This window comes from Paraburkholderia sp. FW306-2-2C-D06C (assembly GCF_058781505.1).
In genome coordinates, this window is the sequence record NZ_JBYSWU010000065.1 from 33,050 (window position 1) to 47,177 (window position 14,128).

The following is a 14,128-nucleotide window of genomic DNA, read 5'->3' on the forward strand; positions in this document are numbered from 1 at the left end:
GTTGCCGTAAACCAGATTAACGACGGTCACCGTCGCTTCTTTGTGAGGGCTCGGCAGTGCTGATTTTCGTGGGAACACTCGTGACGCTGTTGTCTGTCTTCGGCGGTTATGCGCTGGAAGGCGGCCATCTCGGCGCGCTGCTGCAGCCCGTCGAAGTGCTGATGATCGTCGGCGCCGGCGTCGGCGCGTTCATTCTCGGCAACGGGATGAAGACGATCAAAGCGACGCTGCGCGTCATTCCGACCCTGTTCAAGGGCGCGAAGTACAACAAGGACGTCTACATGGAGCTGATGGCGCTCCTCTACGTCCTGCTGGCCAAGGCGCGCAAGGAAGGCACGCTGACGCTGGAAGCCGATATCGACGATCCGTCGAAGAGCCCGATCTTCACCCAATATCCGAAGATCCTCGCCGACAAGCACATCATCGAGTTTCTGACCGACTACCTGCGTTTGATGGTGGGCGGCAACATGAACGCGTTCGAGATCGAAAGCCTGATGGACGAGGAGATCGAGACGCATCACCAGGAAGGCGAAGCGCCGGCGCACGCCCTGACCAAGGTCGGCGACGCGATGCCGGCGTTCGGGATCGTCGCCGCGGTGATGGGCGTGGTGCACACCATGGCCTCCGCCGACAAGCCGCCCGCGGTTCTCGGCGAGATGATCGCCCAGGCGCTGGTCGGCACCTTCCTCGGGATTCTGCTTTCGTACGGGCTGATCGGGCCGCTCGCGAGCGTCGCCGAACAGCGCGTGACCGAGTCGACCAAGATGTTCCAGTGCATCAAGGTGACGATTCTCGCGAGCCTGAACGGCTACGCGCCGGCAATCGCCGTCGAATTCGGCCGCAAGGTGCTCTTCTCGACCGAACGCCCGTCGTTCGCCGAACTGGAAGAGCACGTGCGCCGCGTGAAAGCCAAGTAACGGGCGCCGGGAACCGATTCGATGAGCAAGGACAAAGACCGCGCCATTATCGTCAAGCGCTCCGCACCGGCCAAGAAGGGCCACCATGGCGGCGCGTGGAAGCTCGCGTATGCGGACTTCATGACCGCGATGATGGCGTTCTTCCTGCTGATGTGGCTGCTGAGTTCGGCGTCCACCGTGCAGTTGAAGGGCATCGCCGATTACTTCAACCAGCCGTTGAAGATCACGCTGTGGGGCGGCGATCGCAGCGCCGAGGATTCGAGCATTCTGAAGGGCGGCGGTCGCGACATCTCGACCGACGCGCAAGGCGTGACGCGCTCGACGGACGGCACCAGCAGCCGCGCCGAGCGCACCGTGTCGCATAACAACGAAGACTCGATGAAGCAGTTGAAGGGCGAGCTGGAGCGGCGCGAGCAGGTCCGCCTGCACGACTTGCAGGTCAAGCTGATGGCCGCGATCGAGGCGAATCCGGTGCTGCGCCAGTTCAAGCAGCAGATCCGCATCGATTCGACGCTGACCGGCTTGCGCATCGAAATCGTCGACTCGCAGAAGCGGCCGATGTTCGCGACCGCGAAAGACCAGGTGGAACCGTACATGCGCGACATCCTGCGCGAAATCGGCCACACGCTGAACGACGTGCCGAACCGCATCATCGTGCAGGGCCACACGGACGCCGCGCAGTACGCCGGCGGCGAGAAGGGATACAGCAACTGGGAACTGTCCGCGGACCGCGCCAATGCGTCGCGCCGCGAGCTGATCGCCGGCGGCATGGACGAACAGAAGGTGATGCGCGTGCTGGGCCTCGCGTCGACGCAGAACCTGAACAAGGCGGACCCGATGGATCCGGAGAACCGCCGCATCAGCATCATCGTGCTGAACAGGAAGTCGGAGGAGGCGCTTGACCATGACGACTCCACCACGACCACCTTGTCGGACGACGCAGCCGGCTCCAGGCCGCTGCTGCAAAAGCTTGCGCAACCGGTGACGGTTGCACCGAAGGCGCCGGCAACGGCGGCCCAGTAACAGACAGCGATCGCCTGGCCGGTTCACGCGCCCGAGCGGCGCGGACGGCCCGGCGATCCATAGCGTAAGTGCAGCGAGGTTTTCATGATCAGGCACATTCTGGCAATCGACGATTCGGCATCGATGCGGCAAATTCTCGCCGCCACGCTGACGTCGGCGGGCTATGAAGTGACGCTCGCGGCGGACGGCGACGAAGGGCTCGAAAACGCGCTCGCCATGCCGTTCGACCTCGTGCTGACCGACCAGCACATGCCGGGCAAGACCGGCCTCGATCTGATCGCCGAACTGCGCGGCAACCCGGCCTACCAGGCCACGCCGATCCTCGTCCTGACGACGGAATCGGGCGAGCCGTTCAAGGCGGCGGCACGGGCTGCGGGGGCGACCGGCTGGATCGAAAAGCCGCTCGACCCCGACATGTTGACCGAACTGGTGGCGGTGCTGGCCGAGCCGGACCAGGCATGAACGGCAAATGAGCGCCACCTTTACACAAGTTATAGAAGCTCTCGACGCGGCGGCACGGCAGCCCAAGCCTAGACAGGAACTCTCGCGGTGAACCAGGCATGACACTCGACATCACTCAGTTCTATCAGACGTTCTTCGACGAAGCGGACGAACTGCTCGCGCAGATGGAGCAGTTGCTGCTCAATCTGGATATCGCACACCCGGACCCCGAAGACCTCGCGGCGATTTTCCGCGCGGCGCATTCGATCAAGGGCGGCGCGGCGACGTTCGGCTTTACCGCGCTGACGGAAACCACTCACATTCTCGAATCGCTGCTCGACCGCGCGCGCAATAACGAACTCGTGCTGCGCAAGGACATGATCGACACGTTCCTCGAAACCAAGGACGTGTTGTCGGGCCAGCTCGCCGATTACCGCGCGAGCGCCGAACCGGATGCGGCGGTCGCCAAGGCGATCTGCGCGAAGCTCGAACAGTTGCACGCGGAAAGCCGCCTCGGCGGCGCTCCGGCTGAAGCGGCGCCAGCGGCCGTCAGCGCGCCGGCAGCAGTGGCGGCGCAGGCAGCACAGGCAGCACAGGCAGCACAGGCAGTACAAGGCGGCACCCCGCCGGAGCACGTGGTCGAACAGGCGGTGCAGGCGGCGGGTGAATGGAGTGACGGCGACCCGGCGCAGACCGGGCAAGCCGCGGGAACCGGCGTGGCAGGCGAGGCAAGCGAAGGCGCCGGCCCCCATCTGAAAATTACGCTACGGGGCGTAGGTGAGAAGGACCAGGAATTGCTGGCCGAAGAGCTCGGCAACCTGGGGAACATTGTCGGGCAGGTCAAGAGCGGCGGCGATCTGACGCTGTGGCTCGCGACCGACGTGACCTCCGACGACATCATTGCCGTGTGCTGTTTCGTGATCGACGAAAGTCAGATCTCGATCGGCCGCGGTACCGCGCCGGCCGGCGACACCCAGCAAGGCGAACCTGGAACGCCGGACGCTGGGCAGTCGACGCCGGCGCAAGCAGTACAGGCAGTAGCGGCAGTCCATGCGGAGCAGGCAGCACCGGCGGCCAGCGTCGCTGCGTCCGCCAACGCCGCCACGCACGGTCTGTTCGACGCGCCGGCGCCGCGCGCGGATGCCGCGGCAGCCGGCGCTGCAGCAGCGTCCAGCGCTGCAGCAGTTAGCACGGCAGCAGCGTCGCCGGCAGCGGGCAGCGCACCGGCACCCGCCGCAGCCGCTCCGGCCGAACCGGACCGCAAGGCGCGTCCGGCCGCGGCAGCGGGCGGCGCGGAAGGCAGTTCGATTCGCGTCGGCGTCGAAAAGGTCGATCAGCTGATCAACCTGGTCGGCGAACTGGTGATCACCCAGGCGATGTTGGCCGAGACCACCAGCACGTTCGACCCGGCCCTGCACGATCGCCTCTTCAACGGCATGGCGCAGCTCGAGCGCAACGCGCGCGATCTGCAGGAAGCGGTGATGTCGATCCGCATGATGCCGATGGATTACGTGTTCAGCCGCTTCCCGCGTCTGGTGCGCGATCTGGCGGCGAAACTCGGCAAGGAGGTCGAACTCGTCACCTTCGGTCAGGCGACCGAACTCGACAAGAGCCTCATCGAACGGATCATCGATCCGTTGACTCACCTCGTGCGCAACAGTCTCGACCACGGCATCGAAACCGTGCAAGCGCGGCGCGCGGCGGGCAAGGATTCAACCGGCCAGCTGGTGCTCTCGGCCGCGCATCACGGCGGCAACATCGTCATCGAAGTGAGCGACGACGGCGCCGGTCTGCGCCGCGACAAGATTCTCGCGAAGGCGGCCAAGCAAGGCATGCAGGTCAGCGAAAGCATGACCGACGACGAAGTCTGGAACCTGATCTTCCTGCCGGGCTTCTCGACGGCGGAGCAGGTCACGGACGTCTCCGGCCGCGGCGTCGGCATGGACGTGGTGAAGCGCAACATCCAGTCGATGGGCGGTCACGTCGAGATCACCTCGCATGCGGGCAAGGGCAGCACCACGCGGATCGTCTTGCCGCTCACGCTGGCGATTCTCGACGGCATGTCGGTGAAGGTCGGCAACGAGATCTTCATTCTGCCGCTGAACTTCGTGATGGAGTCGCTGCAGCCGCAAGCCGAGGACATCTACACGGTGGCCAACGGCGAACGCGTGGTGCGCGTGCGCGGCGAATATCTGCCGCTCGTCGCGCTGCACGAAGTGTTCTCGGTCGAAGACGCGAAGCGGGAGCCGACCCAGGGCATCGTCACCATCATGCAAACCGAAGGGCGCCGCTTTGCGATGCTGATCGACGAGCTGGTGGGCCAGCAGCAGGTGGTCGTGAAGAATCTGGAAACGAACTATCGCAAGGTGCATGGCATTTCCGCCGCGACCATTCTCGGCGACGGCAGTGTCGCGCTGATCGTGGACGTGGCGGCGCTGAACCGCGAGACGCGCCACGCGCACGGCGCGATGAGCCTCGCGTGACATTCATGACACCCGTAACACTTACTCAACGCATTTCATCCCAACCGTTTGGGGGCTAACGTGGCAGAAGTCCAATCCATCAATTCGAGCGTCGCGAACGGTACGAATCGCCGCCGCGACGCGCAGCAGGCCGACGCCGGCGGTCAGGAATTCCTCGTCTTCACGCTCGGCGCCGAAGAGTACGGCATCGACATCCTCAAGGTGCAGGAAATCCGCGGCTACGACAACGTCACGCGCATCGCCAATGCGCCTGAGTTCATCAAGGGCGTGATCAATCTGCGCGGCATCATCGTGCCGATCGTCGACATGCGCATCAAGTTCCATCTGGGCCGCGTCGAGTACGACCATCAGACGGTGGTGATCATCCTGAACGTCGCGCATCGCGTGGTCGGGATGGTGGTGGACGGCGTGTCGGACGTGCTGACCCTCGCCACCGACCAGATCATGCCGGCGCCGGAATTCGGCGCCACCCTGACGACCGAATATCTCACGGGTCTGGGCACTGTCGACGGCCGCATGCTGATCCTGATGGACATCGAGAAGCTGATGACCAGCCGTGAAATGGCACTGATCGAAACGCTCGCCGGCTAAGCGGTTGCTGCGCGAACGAGGGACTGGAATAAGGGAGCATTGAGATGCTGAGCAGGTTGTCGATTCGCACGTCGCTGACGCTGGTGGGGATCATTCTGGTTGCGCTGACCGTGGCGGTCGGCGCGCTCGGGCTGACGGCGCTGAATCGCGCCAGCCAGTCGCTCGATCGCATTGCGCGCGGCGATCTGGTGGCGATTCACGCGCTTGATGAGGCGTCGGCGTACCTGTTGCGCACGCGCGTATCGCTCGATCGCTTCAATTCGTTGAGCACCGCCGGCGACACCGAGCAGGCGAAGAAGGTCCTCAATCGTGCGCAGGAACTGTACGGCCTGGGCAACCAGAGCTGGCAGACGTATCTCGACGCGCCCAAGAGCGGCGCCGAGCAGGCACAGCTCGACGAACTGGCGACGCGCCGCACGACGCTGATGCGCGACGGCATGGATCCGGAGTTCGCCGCGTTGCGCGCGAACGATCTGGCGGCCTATCACGCGATTGCCGATACGAAGATCAGCCCGTTGTTCGTTGCGTACGACATCGCCGCGTCCGCCGTCATCAAGGGACTTCAGCAGCACGCGATGGACCAGCAGGCGGGCGCGCAATCGAACATCTCGCTGATGACGACGCTGATCATCGCCACCACCGCGCTGGCCTTGCTGCTGGTGGTGGGCATCCGCTTCGCGCTGCGCGGCCTGATCGTGCAGCCGCTCGCCGACGCCACCGCCTGCTTCGAACGGATCGCTTCGGGCGACCTGTCCGAAACGATCGAAGTGTTCAGCCGCAATGAAATCGGCCGGCTGTTCAGCAGCATCAAGCGGATGCAGGAAAGCATGGCGACGATGGTGAAGGCGGTTCACAGCAGCACCGAATCGATCGACACCGGCGCGCGCGAAATCGCAATGGGCAACACCGATCTGTCGCAGCGCACCGAACAGCAAGCCGCTTCGCTGCAGGAAACCGCGTCGAGCATGGAGCAGCTGACCGGCACCGTGCGGCAGAACGCCGAGAACGCGCGCCAGGCGAGCCAGCTGGCGGTCAACGCGTCCGATATCGCGACCCGCGGCGGCGACGTGGTGAGCCAGGTCGTCACGACGATGCAGGACATCGCGACCAGTTCGAACAAGGTCGTCGACATCATCGGCGTGATCGAAGGGATTGCGTTCCAGACCAATATTCTCGCGCTGAACGCGGCGGTCGAAGCCGCGCGGGCAGGCGAACAGGGCCGCGGTTTCGCGGTGGTCGCCGGCGAAGTGCGCAGCCTCGCGCAGCGCAGCGCCAGCGCCGCGAAGGAAATCAAGGAACTGATCGGCGACTCGGTCGACAAGGTGCAAAGCGGCTCGGCGCTGGTCGGCCGCGCCGGCACCACGATGGACGAGATCGTGCAGGCCGTGCGCCGCGTGACCGACATCATGGGCGAAATCAGCACGGCTTCCGAAGAGCAGTCGGGCGGTATCGAACAGGTGAATCGCGCGGTCGTGCAGATGGACGAAGTCACGCAGCAGAACGCCGCGCTGGTCGAACAGGCGGCGGCTGCGGCGGCATCGCTCGAAGACCAGACGCGTCAGCTGCAAGCCGTGGTGAACGGCTGGAAAGTGGCCGGCGGGCCGGCGCGCGTGGCAACTCACGGCGTAGCGGCGGCAGCGCGTCCGCACACGGCGCGCAGCGCGGGTGTCAAGGCGGCGCCGGCAGCCAAGGCTTCGCCGCAACCGGCGGCACGCCAGGCAGCACACCAGGCAGCACACCAGGCGGCGCACCAGGCAGCGCACCAGGCAGCCAGCAGCGCGGCGCAGGCTTCGGCCGCCCATGATGCAGGCGCCGCACGCGTCGAGCCGGCGCTCAAGCCGAAGACGGCGCGAGCCGCGTCCGAATCCGCAGCACGCCCGGCCGCTGCAAGCGCGGCCAAGGCGGGCTCGGATGCGGACTGGGAAACGTTCTAGGAAACAGCAGGCAGGCAGACATGCAGTCATTCGGCATCTCGCTCCCTGAGGGGCGAATCATCGAAGCACGCTCGGACAGCGTGTCGCGGGCCGACTGCAGGTGGGCGGAACTCGCGGGCGGGCGCGACCCCGCGAACACAATCCCGTTCGCCAAAGGCAACGCCTTGGGCGGAAAGCGGAATGGCTCGTATCGCAGGCAGGAACTTTGATGATGGCAACGCGCGCACAGCAACGTCCGCAACCGGCACGTCCGCAACCGGCACGTCCGCAACCGGCACCTCCGCAACCGGCACCTCCGCAACCGGCACGTCCCGAGCGGGTGGACCCGGCCAGATCCGGCGAACAAGGACGGGATTTCGAATTCACGTCGGCGGATTTCGCTCGTATCCGCGAACTGATTCATCGCGGCGCGGGCATCTCGCTGTCGGATCACAAGCGCGACATGGCGTACAGCCGTCTGGCGCGCCGGCTGCGCGCGCGCGGCATCGAGACCTTCAAGCAGTATCTCGATCTGCTCGAAGCGGAAAACGATCCGGCCGAGTGGGAAGCGTTCACCAACGCGCTGACCACCAACCTGACCGCATTCTTTCGCGAAGCGCATCACTTTCCGATCCTCGCCGACTTCGTGCCGCGCCGGCCGCAGCCGGTTTCGGTGTGGTGCTCGGCGGCATCGACCGGTGAAGAGCCGTATTCGATCGCGATGACGCTGATCGAAGCCCTCGGCGACAGCGGCGCGCGCCAGGCGAGCGTGCTCGCCACCGACATCGACACGCAAGTGCTGGCAAAAGCCGAAGCCGGCATGTACCAGTTCGACCAGGTCAAGCATCTGTCGCCGGAGCGGCTCAAGCGCTTCTTCCTGAAAGGCACCGGCGCGCACGCCGGCATGGTGAAGGTGCGCCCTGAAGTGCGCGCGATGGTGCGCTTCGAGCAGCTGAACCTGACCGACCGCGATTACCAGCTGCGCTCGCAGTTCGACGCGATCTTCTGCCGCAACGTGATGATCTATTTCGACAAGCCGACCCAGGCGCAGGTACTCGCGCGCTTCGAGCCGTTGATGAAATCGGGCGGTCTGCTGTTTGCCGGCCACTCGGAAAACTTCACGTACGTGACGCAGGCGTTCAAGCTGCGCGGCCAGACCGTTTATGAGCTCACGCGCGACGCCGTCCGCACGCCGTCTCGTCTGCCGAGCCATTCCAGCAGTACGCCGGCTAGCGGGGTGACGGTATGAGCAGCGCCCTGCCGATCGCCACCAATCTGTACTTCGACAACCACTTCCAACGCCCCGGCGTGAAGCTGTTGCCGAACGAGTTTTATACGACCAGCGAAGACATGGTGCTGGTCACCGTGCTGGGTTCGTGTGTCGCGGCCTGCATCCAGGACCGCACGGCGGGCATCGGCGGCATGAATCACTTCATGCTGCCTGACGACGGCGCCGACGTCGCGCAAGCCGCTTCGGATTCGATGCGCTATGGCGCGTACGCGATGGAAGTGCTGATCAACGAACTCATCAAGGCGGGCGGCCGGCGCGAGCGCTTCGAAGCCAAGGTGTTTGGCGGCGGCGCGGTGTTGGCCGGCATGACGACGATGAACATCGGCGACCGTAATTCGGAATTCGTGCGCCGTTACCTGGCGCTCGAAAAGATCCGCATCGTCGCCGAGGACTTGCAGGGCTCGCACCCGCGCAAAGTCGCCTTCATGCCGCGTACCGGCCAGGTGATGGTGAAGAAACTCCGCCTGCAGCAGGAAGCGGGCGTCGCCGAGCGCGAGCAGGCGCTGGTGCGGCAAAGCGCCGAAGCGCGCGCCGAGCGGCTCGCCGCGGCGCGCAAGCGGGTCGAGCTGTTCTCGACACCGGCCGCTGCAAGGCCGAAGGTCGAACTGTTCGGCTCGAATGCCGGTGGCGCTGCTGGCAACCCCGCTGGCAACTTCGCTGGCAACTCCGCCGGCAAGCCAGCCGGCAACCCCGCAGCATTCGCGGGAAGCGGTGCGACCGCGGGCGTAGCGAAGCCGCGCATCGAACTCTTTGGCGCGAGCCCGCGCCCCCTTAATTCAAACAACGCCAGAACCGCAGAGGAGGCGTGAGCGCTGTGCAAAAGATCAAAGTATTGTGCGTCGACGATTCGGCGCTGATCCGCAGCCTGATGACGGAAATCATCAATGGCCAGCCGGACATGACCGTCGTGGCGACCGCACCCGACCCGCTGGTCGCGCGCGATCTCATCAAGCAACACAATCCGGACGTATTGACGCTCGACGTCGAAATGCCGCGCATGGACGGCCTCGACTTCCTCGATAAGCTGATGCGTCTGCGGCCGATGCCGGTCGTGATGGTGTCGTCGCTGACCGAGCGCGGCAACGAAATCACACTGCGCGCGCTGGAACTGGGTGCGGTCGATTTCGTCACCAAGCCGAAGGTCGGCATTCGCGACGGCATGCTCGACTACTCGGAAAAGCTCGCCGACAAGATTCGCGCCGCGGCCCGCGCGCGGGTGCGCCAGGCCGCGCCGGCGCAGCATGCGGCGGCCCATGCCGCGCATGCGCCTGCCGCTGCCGCCGCGCCGCTCTTCAACAATCCGCTGCTCAGTACCGAGAAGCTGATCATCGTCGGCGCGTCGACGGGCGGCACCGAAGCGATCCGCGAGGTGCTGGTGCCGCTGCCGCCGGATGCACCCGCCGTGCTGATCGCGCAGCACATGCCGCCGGGTTTCACAAAATCTTTTGCGCAACGCCTTAATGGTTTGTGCCGGATTACCGTTAAAGAGGCAGAGCACGGCGAACGCGTGCTGCCCGGACATGCGTATATCGCGCCCGGCCACGCTCACCTGTTGCTTGCCCGCAGCGGCGCGAACTATATTGCGCATCTTTCCGACGAGCCGCCGGTGAACCGGCATCGTCCGTCGGTCGACGTGCTGTTCCGTTCGGCCGCGCAGCACGCGGGCAAGAATGCGGTCGGGGTGATCCTGACCGGGATGGGGCGCGACGGCGCCGCCGGCCTGCTGGACATGAAAAAGGCGGGGGCGTATACCCTTGCGCAGGACGAAGCGAGCTGTATCGTCTTCGGCATGCCGCGCGAAGCCATCGCGCTAGGCGCCGCCGACGAGATCGCCTCGCTGCCGGAGATGAGCCGGCGCGTGATGGCGCGTCTGTCGTCAATGGGCGATCGCGTTCAGCGGGTATGAAGCGCGGGCCTGACGGCGAGCGTCAGGCATGGGACCGGAGCGCTCTGCGTGGGACCGGAGTAAGTGCTGAAGCACTAACTCCGGATCGACATAAGCGCTAAAGCGCTAACTCCGGTCGACAGGATCGGAATGAACAGGCGGACATGCGCCGCATCATGGATCAAGCAAAGGGAATGAAATGGATAAGGGAATGAAATTTCTGGTGGTTGACGATTTTCCGACGATGCGCCGGATCGTCCGCAACCTGCTCAAAGAGCTGGGCTACAGCAACGTCGACGAAGCGGAAGACGGCGCAGCCGGTCTCGCGCGCTTGCGCAGCGGCGCCTATGAGTTCGTGATCTCCGACTGGAACATGCCGAACCTCGACGGTCTGGCCATGCTCAAGGAAATCCGCGCCGACGCCAGCCTCGCGCATCTGCCGGTGCTGATGGTGACGGCCGAGTCGAAGAAGGAAAACATCATCGCGGCAGCCCAGGCCGGCGCGAGCGGCTATGTCGTCAAGCCGTTCACGGCCGCGACGCTCGACGAGAAGCTCAACAAGATTCTCGAGAAGATGGCCAAGACCGGGAGCTGATGTGAATCTGCCGACCAACGCGCAAGGCGCCGAAGCGGGCAGCGAGAGCGGCGACTTCGCGTCCGACCGCATCCTCGCCCGCATCGGCCAGTTGACGCGCACGCTGCGTGACTCGATGCGTGAGCTGGGGCTCGACAAGCATGTCGAGCGCGCGGCGGAAGCCGTACCCGATGCTCGCGACCGTCTGAAGTACATCGCGAACATGACCGAGCAGGCCGCCGAGCGCGTCTTCTCCTCGATCGACATCGCCAAGCCGATCCAGGAGCAGTTGCAGACGGATGCGGGCGAGCTCGATGCGCGCTGGGACAAGTGGTACGCGGCGCCGATCGAGCGCGAGGAAGTGCGCGCGCTGATGAACGACACGCGCGCGTTTCTGCGCGGCGTGCCGGAAGCCACCAGCGCGACCAATTCGCAGCTGATGGAAATCATGCTGGCGCAGGACTTCCAGGATCTGACCGGCCAGGTCATCAAGAAGATCACGGACGTCGTGTACCTGATCGAGCAGCAATTGCTCGGCGTGCTGGTCGAGAACATCGCGCTCGAGCGGCGCGAGCAGTTCGCGGCGACCGCGGCGGCGCTGGCGGCCGAGCCGTCGTCGACCGGCAGCCCCGAACATCTGCTGAACGGTCCGCAGATCAATCCGGAAGGCAAAACGGACGTGGTGCAGGACCAGTCGCAGGTCGACGATCTGCTGGCGAGCCTTGGCTTCTGACGCAGGATCGGCCGTCCAGGGCGGCGGGCCAAAACTGTATACATAGCAAGCCGCGCGCCCGCGTGGCCCGCTTCCTACCGGGACGCAACCGCAGGCATACTACGACCTCAAACAGCGGCACGGCTTTCCGGCGCGCAACGGCGCCGGGCGGCGACACGGTGAGGAACCCTTCCATCGTGCGGCCGTAACGGTGCCGTTTGATCTGCAGACTTGTGGCCGGTTCGCACGGCGTGCGGACCGAGCAACAGCCGCTCGGGAGGAGCTTCGTCATGTCGAGTCGTATACGCCGCGCTGGGTGGGTTACCGCGCTTGTCTTGCCCTGTTCGCTGTTAGCCGTGCAGTCCGCTCATGCGGGACTGGGCGGCGCGCCGATGACTCCGCCTGCGGACGCGTCGGTTTCTTCCCGCACCGTGCAGCCCGCCAGCAGCGCGGCAACGGCTGCGCAGAGCGTGATGCATTCCGCATCCAGCGCCGCTTCCTCCACAACCGCCTCTGCGTCCTATACCGTGCGTGAAACCACGCTCGGCAACGGCACGGTCGTGCGCGAATACCTGGCGGCGGACGGCTCGGTGTTCGGCCTCGCGTGGCGCGGCCCGCAAATGCCGGATCTGAGCGATCTGCTCGGCAGCTATTTTCCGCAATATGTCGCCGGCGTGAAGGCCGTGCGCGCGGCGCGCGGCGGACGCGGCCCGGTGACGGTCGATCAGAGCAGCCTCGTGGTCCATTCCGGCGGCCACATGGGCGCGTTCAACGGTCAGGCGTGGTTGCCGCAGGCGCTGCCCGCCGGCGTCAGCGGTTCCGACATCCAGTAAGGGCGGGGACGAACGATGCGAAGCATGCATATTGCGATAAAGCTCAAGGCGTGGACCCAGGCCGTCGCGGCCGTGGCGCTGGTGTCGGTTCTGGCCGCTTGCGGCGGTGGCGGCGGCAGCAGTTCCAGTTCGAGCTCCAACTCGGCGACCACCGCGAATACGGTGCCGATTACGGTCGGCTTCGGCGTGAACGGCGTCATCAACATTCCTACGGTCAGCGTGACGGTGTGCGCGCCCGGCTCGACCACCAACTGCCAGACCATCAACAACATCCAGGTCGACACCGGTTCGTTCGGCTTGCGCGTGGTGAGTTCGGTGCTGAACTCATCCGTGCTTGGCGCGTTGCCGGTCAGCACGGTGACAGGCGGCGCGCAGCTCGCCGAGTGCGCGAATTTCGCCGACGGCTTTATGTGGGGCTCGGTGCGTACCGCAAGCGTGACGATGGGCGGCGAGACGACCACGACGAGCATTCCAGTGCAGATCGTCGGTGACATGCCGGCGAGCACGGTGCCGGCGACCGGCTGCTCCGGCGTGGCGGAAAACACGGCCAGCGATCTCCGCGCCAACGGCATCCTCGGCATCGGCACGGCGCCCAACGATTGCGGCGCCGCCTGCGCGAACCCGGCGGGCAGCAACTACTTCGCCTGCCCGGGTGGCACGTCCTGCACGCCCACCGCCGTGACGCTCGCGCAACAGGTCGCCAATCCGGTCGCCCACTTCGCCACCGACAACAACGGCGTGATCGTGCAGATGCCGCAGGTGGCGGATACCGGCGCGCCGTCGGCGACCGGCACGCTGGTGTTCGGTATCGGCACGCAGTCGAACAATGCGCTGGGCGCCGCGCAGACCTTCACCACCAATCCCTCCGGCGATCTGATCAACAGTGTCTTCAACGGCACGACGGTGCAGGCGTTTCTCGACTCGGGCTCGAACGGCTACTTCTTCTCCGACAATACCCTCGCGCCATGCGGCAGCCCCTACGTGCCCTTTTACTGCCCGTCGTCGGCGCAAACGCGCTCGATCAGCCTGGTCGGGCAGAACGGCGCGAAAACGACCGCCAGTATCGGCATCCTGAGCGCGGCCACCCTGTTCAGCAACCGCAGCAACTACGCGTTCAACGACTTGGCCGGGGGGCAGCTCAGCGGCAGCAGCAGCAGCTTCGACCTCGGCTTGCCGTTCTTCTATGGCCGTCATGTGTACTTCGGCATCGATCAGACGGCGAGCGGCGGCCAGGCGCCTTACGTCGCGTTTTGACGCGCATGACGCGCATGACGCGCATGACGCAAGAGTGACAACCGGCCGGGTACTCGCGCGCAGCCGCGCGGGCGCCCGCAGCCGGTTCTCCTGCGCCGCGCTGTCGCTGCGGGTCCGCCGCCGCCCCATCTGAGCCGCCCGCGCGCCTCTCCAGCAAGCAATCCCGGGCGCGCTACCGCCTGTCCCATCCCCCGAAATACCCCCCTTTCCC

The 14,128-nt window shown here is 65.5% G+C and carries 13 protein-coding genes; all 13 read left to right on the forward strand.

Going from position 1 to position 14,128, the window contains the following annotated elements; translation table 11 throughout:
* Nucleotides 1-56 precede the first annotated feature (56 nt).
* The 13 genes from motA (at nucleotide 57) to AC3WLT_RS32865 (ending at nucleotide 13,917) form a co-directional block, all read left to right on the forward strand.
* On the forward strand, nucleotides 57-917 hold the full coding sequence (gene motA, locus AC3WLT_RS32805) for a flagellar motor stator protein MotA (protein WP_310813552.1): 861 nt from the start codon (nucleotides 57-59) through the stop codon (nucleotides 915-917).
* 21 nt (nucleotides 918-938) lie between these two features.
* The gene (gene motB / locus AC3WLT_RS32810; RefSeq protein ID WP_492595772.1) at nucleotides 939-1,940 is read left to right on the forward strand and encodes a flagellar motor protein MotB; all 1,002 of its coding nucleotides are present in this window, start codon (nucleotides 939-941) and stop codon (nucleotides 1,938-1,940) included.
* An 84-nt stretch (nucleotides 1,941-2,024) separates the two neighbouring features.
* Nucleotides 2,025-2,402, forward strand: a complete 378-nt coding sequence (locus AC3WLT_RS32815; protein ID WP_492595773.1) for a response regulator — start codon at nucleotides 2,025-2,027, stop codon at nucleotides 2,400-2,402.
* A gap of 98 nt (nucleotides 2,403-2,500) precedes the next feature.
* A complete protein-coding gene (cheA, locus tag AC3WLT_RS32820; protein WP_492595774.1) occupies nucleotides 2,501-4,864 on the forward strand; it encodes a chemotaxis protein CheA in 2,364 nt (787 codons plus the stop codon).
* Nucleotides 4,865-4,924: 60 nt separating this feature from the next.
* Nucleotides 4,925-5,455, forward strand: coding sequence for a chemotaxis protein CheW (cheW, locus tag AC3WLT_RS32825; RefSeq protein ID WP_492595775.1), 531 nt, complete (start codon nucleotides 4,925-4,927; stop codon nucleotides 5,453-5,455).
* A 44-nt stretch (nucleotides 5,456-5,499) separates the two neighbouring features.
* Complete coding sequence (locus tag AC3WLT_RS32830) at nucleotides 5,500-7,389, forward strand: methyl-accepting chemotaxis protein (protein WP_492595776.1); 1,890 nt, start codon at nucleotides 5,500-5,502, stop codon at nucleotides 7,387-7,389.
* 208 nt (nucleotides 7,390-7,597) lie between these two features.
* Nucleotides 7,598-8,617 carry a CheR family methyltransferase gene (locus AC3WLT_RS32835; protein ID WP_492595777.1) on the forward strand — a complete coding sequence of 340 codons (1,020 nt, stop codon included), beginning with the start codon at nucleotides 7,598-7,600 and terminating at the stop codon, nucleotides 8,615-8,617.
* Nucleotides 8,614-9,468, forward strand: coding sequence for a chemoreceptor glutamine deamidase CheD (gene cheD, locus AC3WLT_RS32840; protein WP_492595778.1), 855 nt, complete (start codon nucleotides 8,614-8,616; stop codon nucleotides 9,466-9,468). Before AC3WLT_RS32835 ends, cheD begins: the two co-directional genes overlap by 4 nt.
* A gap of 5 nt (nucleotides 9,469-9,473) precedes the next feature.
* Nucleotides 9,474-10,565, forward strand: a complete 1,092-nt coding sequence (locus AC3WLT_RS32845) for a protein-glutamate methylesterase/protein-glutamine glutaminase (RefSeq protein WP_492595779.1) — start codon at nucleotides 9,474-9,476, stop codon at nucleotides 10,563-10,565.
* Nucleotides 10,566-10,743: 178 nt separating this feature from the next.
* Nucleotides 10,744-11,139, forward strand: coding sequence for a chemotaxis response regulator CheY (cheY, locus tag AC3WLT_RS32850; protein WP_115101674.1), 396 nt, complete (start codon nucleotides 10,744-10,746; stop codon nucleotides 11,137-11,139).
* A 1-nt stretch (nucleotide 11,140) separates the two neighbouring features.
* The gene (cheZ, locus tag AC3WLT_RS32855; protein WP_492595780.1) at nucleotides 11,141-11,851 is read left to right on the forward strand and encodes a protein phosphatase CheZ; all 711 of its coding nucleotides are present in this window, start codon (nucleotides 11,141-11,143) and stop codon (nucleotides 11,849-11,851) included.
* Nucleotides 11,852-12,120: 269 nt separating this feature from the next.
* Nucleotides 12,121-12,663 (forward strand): DUF2844 domain-containing protein, encoded by a 543-nt coding sequence (locus AC3WLT_RS32860; RefSeq protein ID WP_492595781.1) that lies wholly within the window; start codon nucleotides 12,121-12,123, stop codon nucleotides 12,661-12,663.
* A 15-nt stretch (nucleotides 12,664-12,678) separates the two neighbouring features.
* The gene (locus AC3WLT_RS32865; protein ID WP_492595782.1) at nucleotides 12,679-13,917 is read left to right on the forward strand and encodes a DUF3443 domain-containing protein; all 1,239 of its coding nucleotides are present in this window, start codon (nucleotides 12,679-12,681) and stop codon (nucleotides 13,915-13,917) included.
* The last annotated feature ends 211 nt before the right edge of the window (nucleotides 13,918-14,128 follow it).

Excerpts from the sequence above, each read along its gene's own strand:
- motB (WP_492595772.1), top strand. The coding sequence starts at position 939 with ATGAGCAAGGACAAAGACCGCGCCATTATCGTCAAGCGCTCCGCACCG.
- AC3WLT_RS32815 (WP_492595773.1), top strand. The coding sequence starts at position 2,025 with ATGATCAGGCACATTCTGGCAATCGACGATTCGGCATCGATGCGGCAA.
- cheA (WP_492595774.1), top strand. The coding sequence starts at position 2,501 with ATGACACTCGACATCACTCAGTTCTATCAGACGTTCTTCGACGAAGCG.
- AC3WLT_RS32830 (WP_492595776.1), top strand. The coding sequence starts at position 5,500 with ATGCTGAGCAGGTTGTCGATTCGCACGTCGCTGACGCTGGTGGGGATC.
- AC3WLT_RS32835 (WP_492595777.1), top strand. The coding sequence starts at position 7,598 with ATGATGGCAACGCGCGCACAGCAACGTCCGCAACCGGCACGTCCGCAA.
- cheD (WP_492595778.1), top strand. The coding sequence starts at position 8,614 with ATGAGCAGCGCCCTGCCGATCGCCACCAATCTGTACTTCGACAACCAC.
- cheY (WP_115101674.1), top strand. The coding sequence starts at position 10,744 with ATGGATAAGGGAATGAAATTTCTGGTGGTTGACGATTTTCCGACGATG.
- AC3WLT_RS32860 (WP_492595781.1), top strand. The coding sequence starts at position 12,121 with ATGTCGAGTCGTATACGCCGCGCTGGGTGGGTTACCGCGCTTGTCTTG.
- AC3WLT_RS32865 (WP_492595782.1), top strand. The coding sequence starts at position 12,679 with ATGCGAAGCATGCATATTGCGATAAAGCTCAAGGCGTGGACCCAGGCC.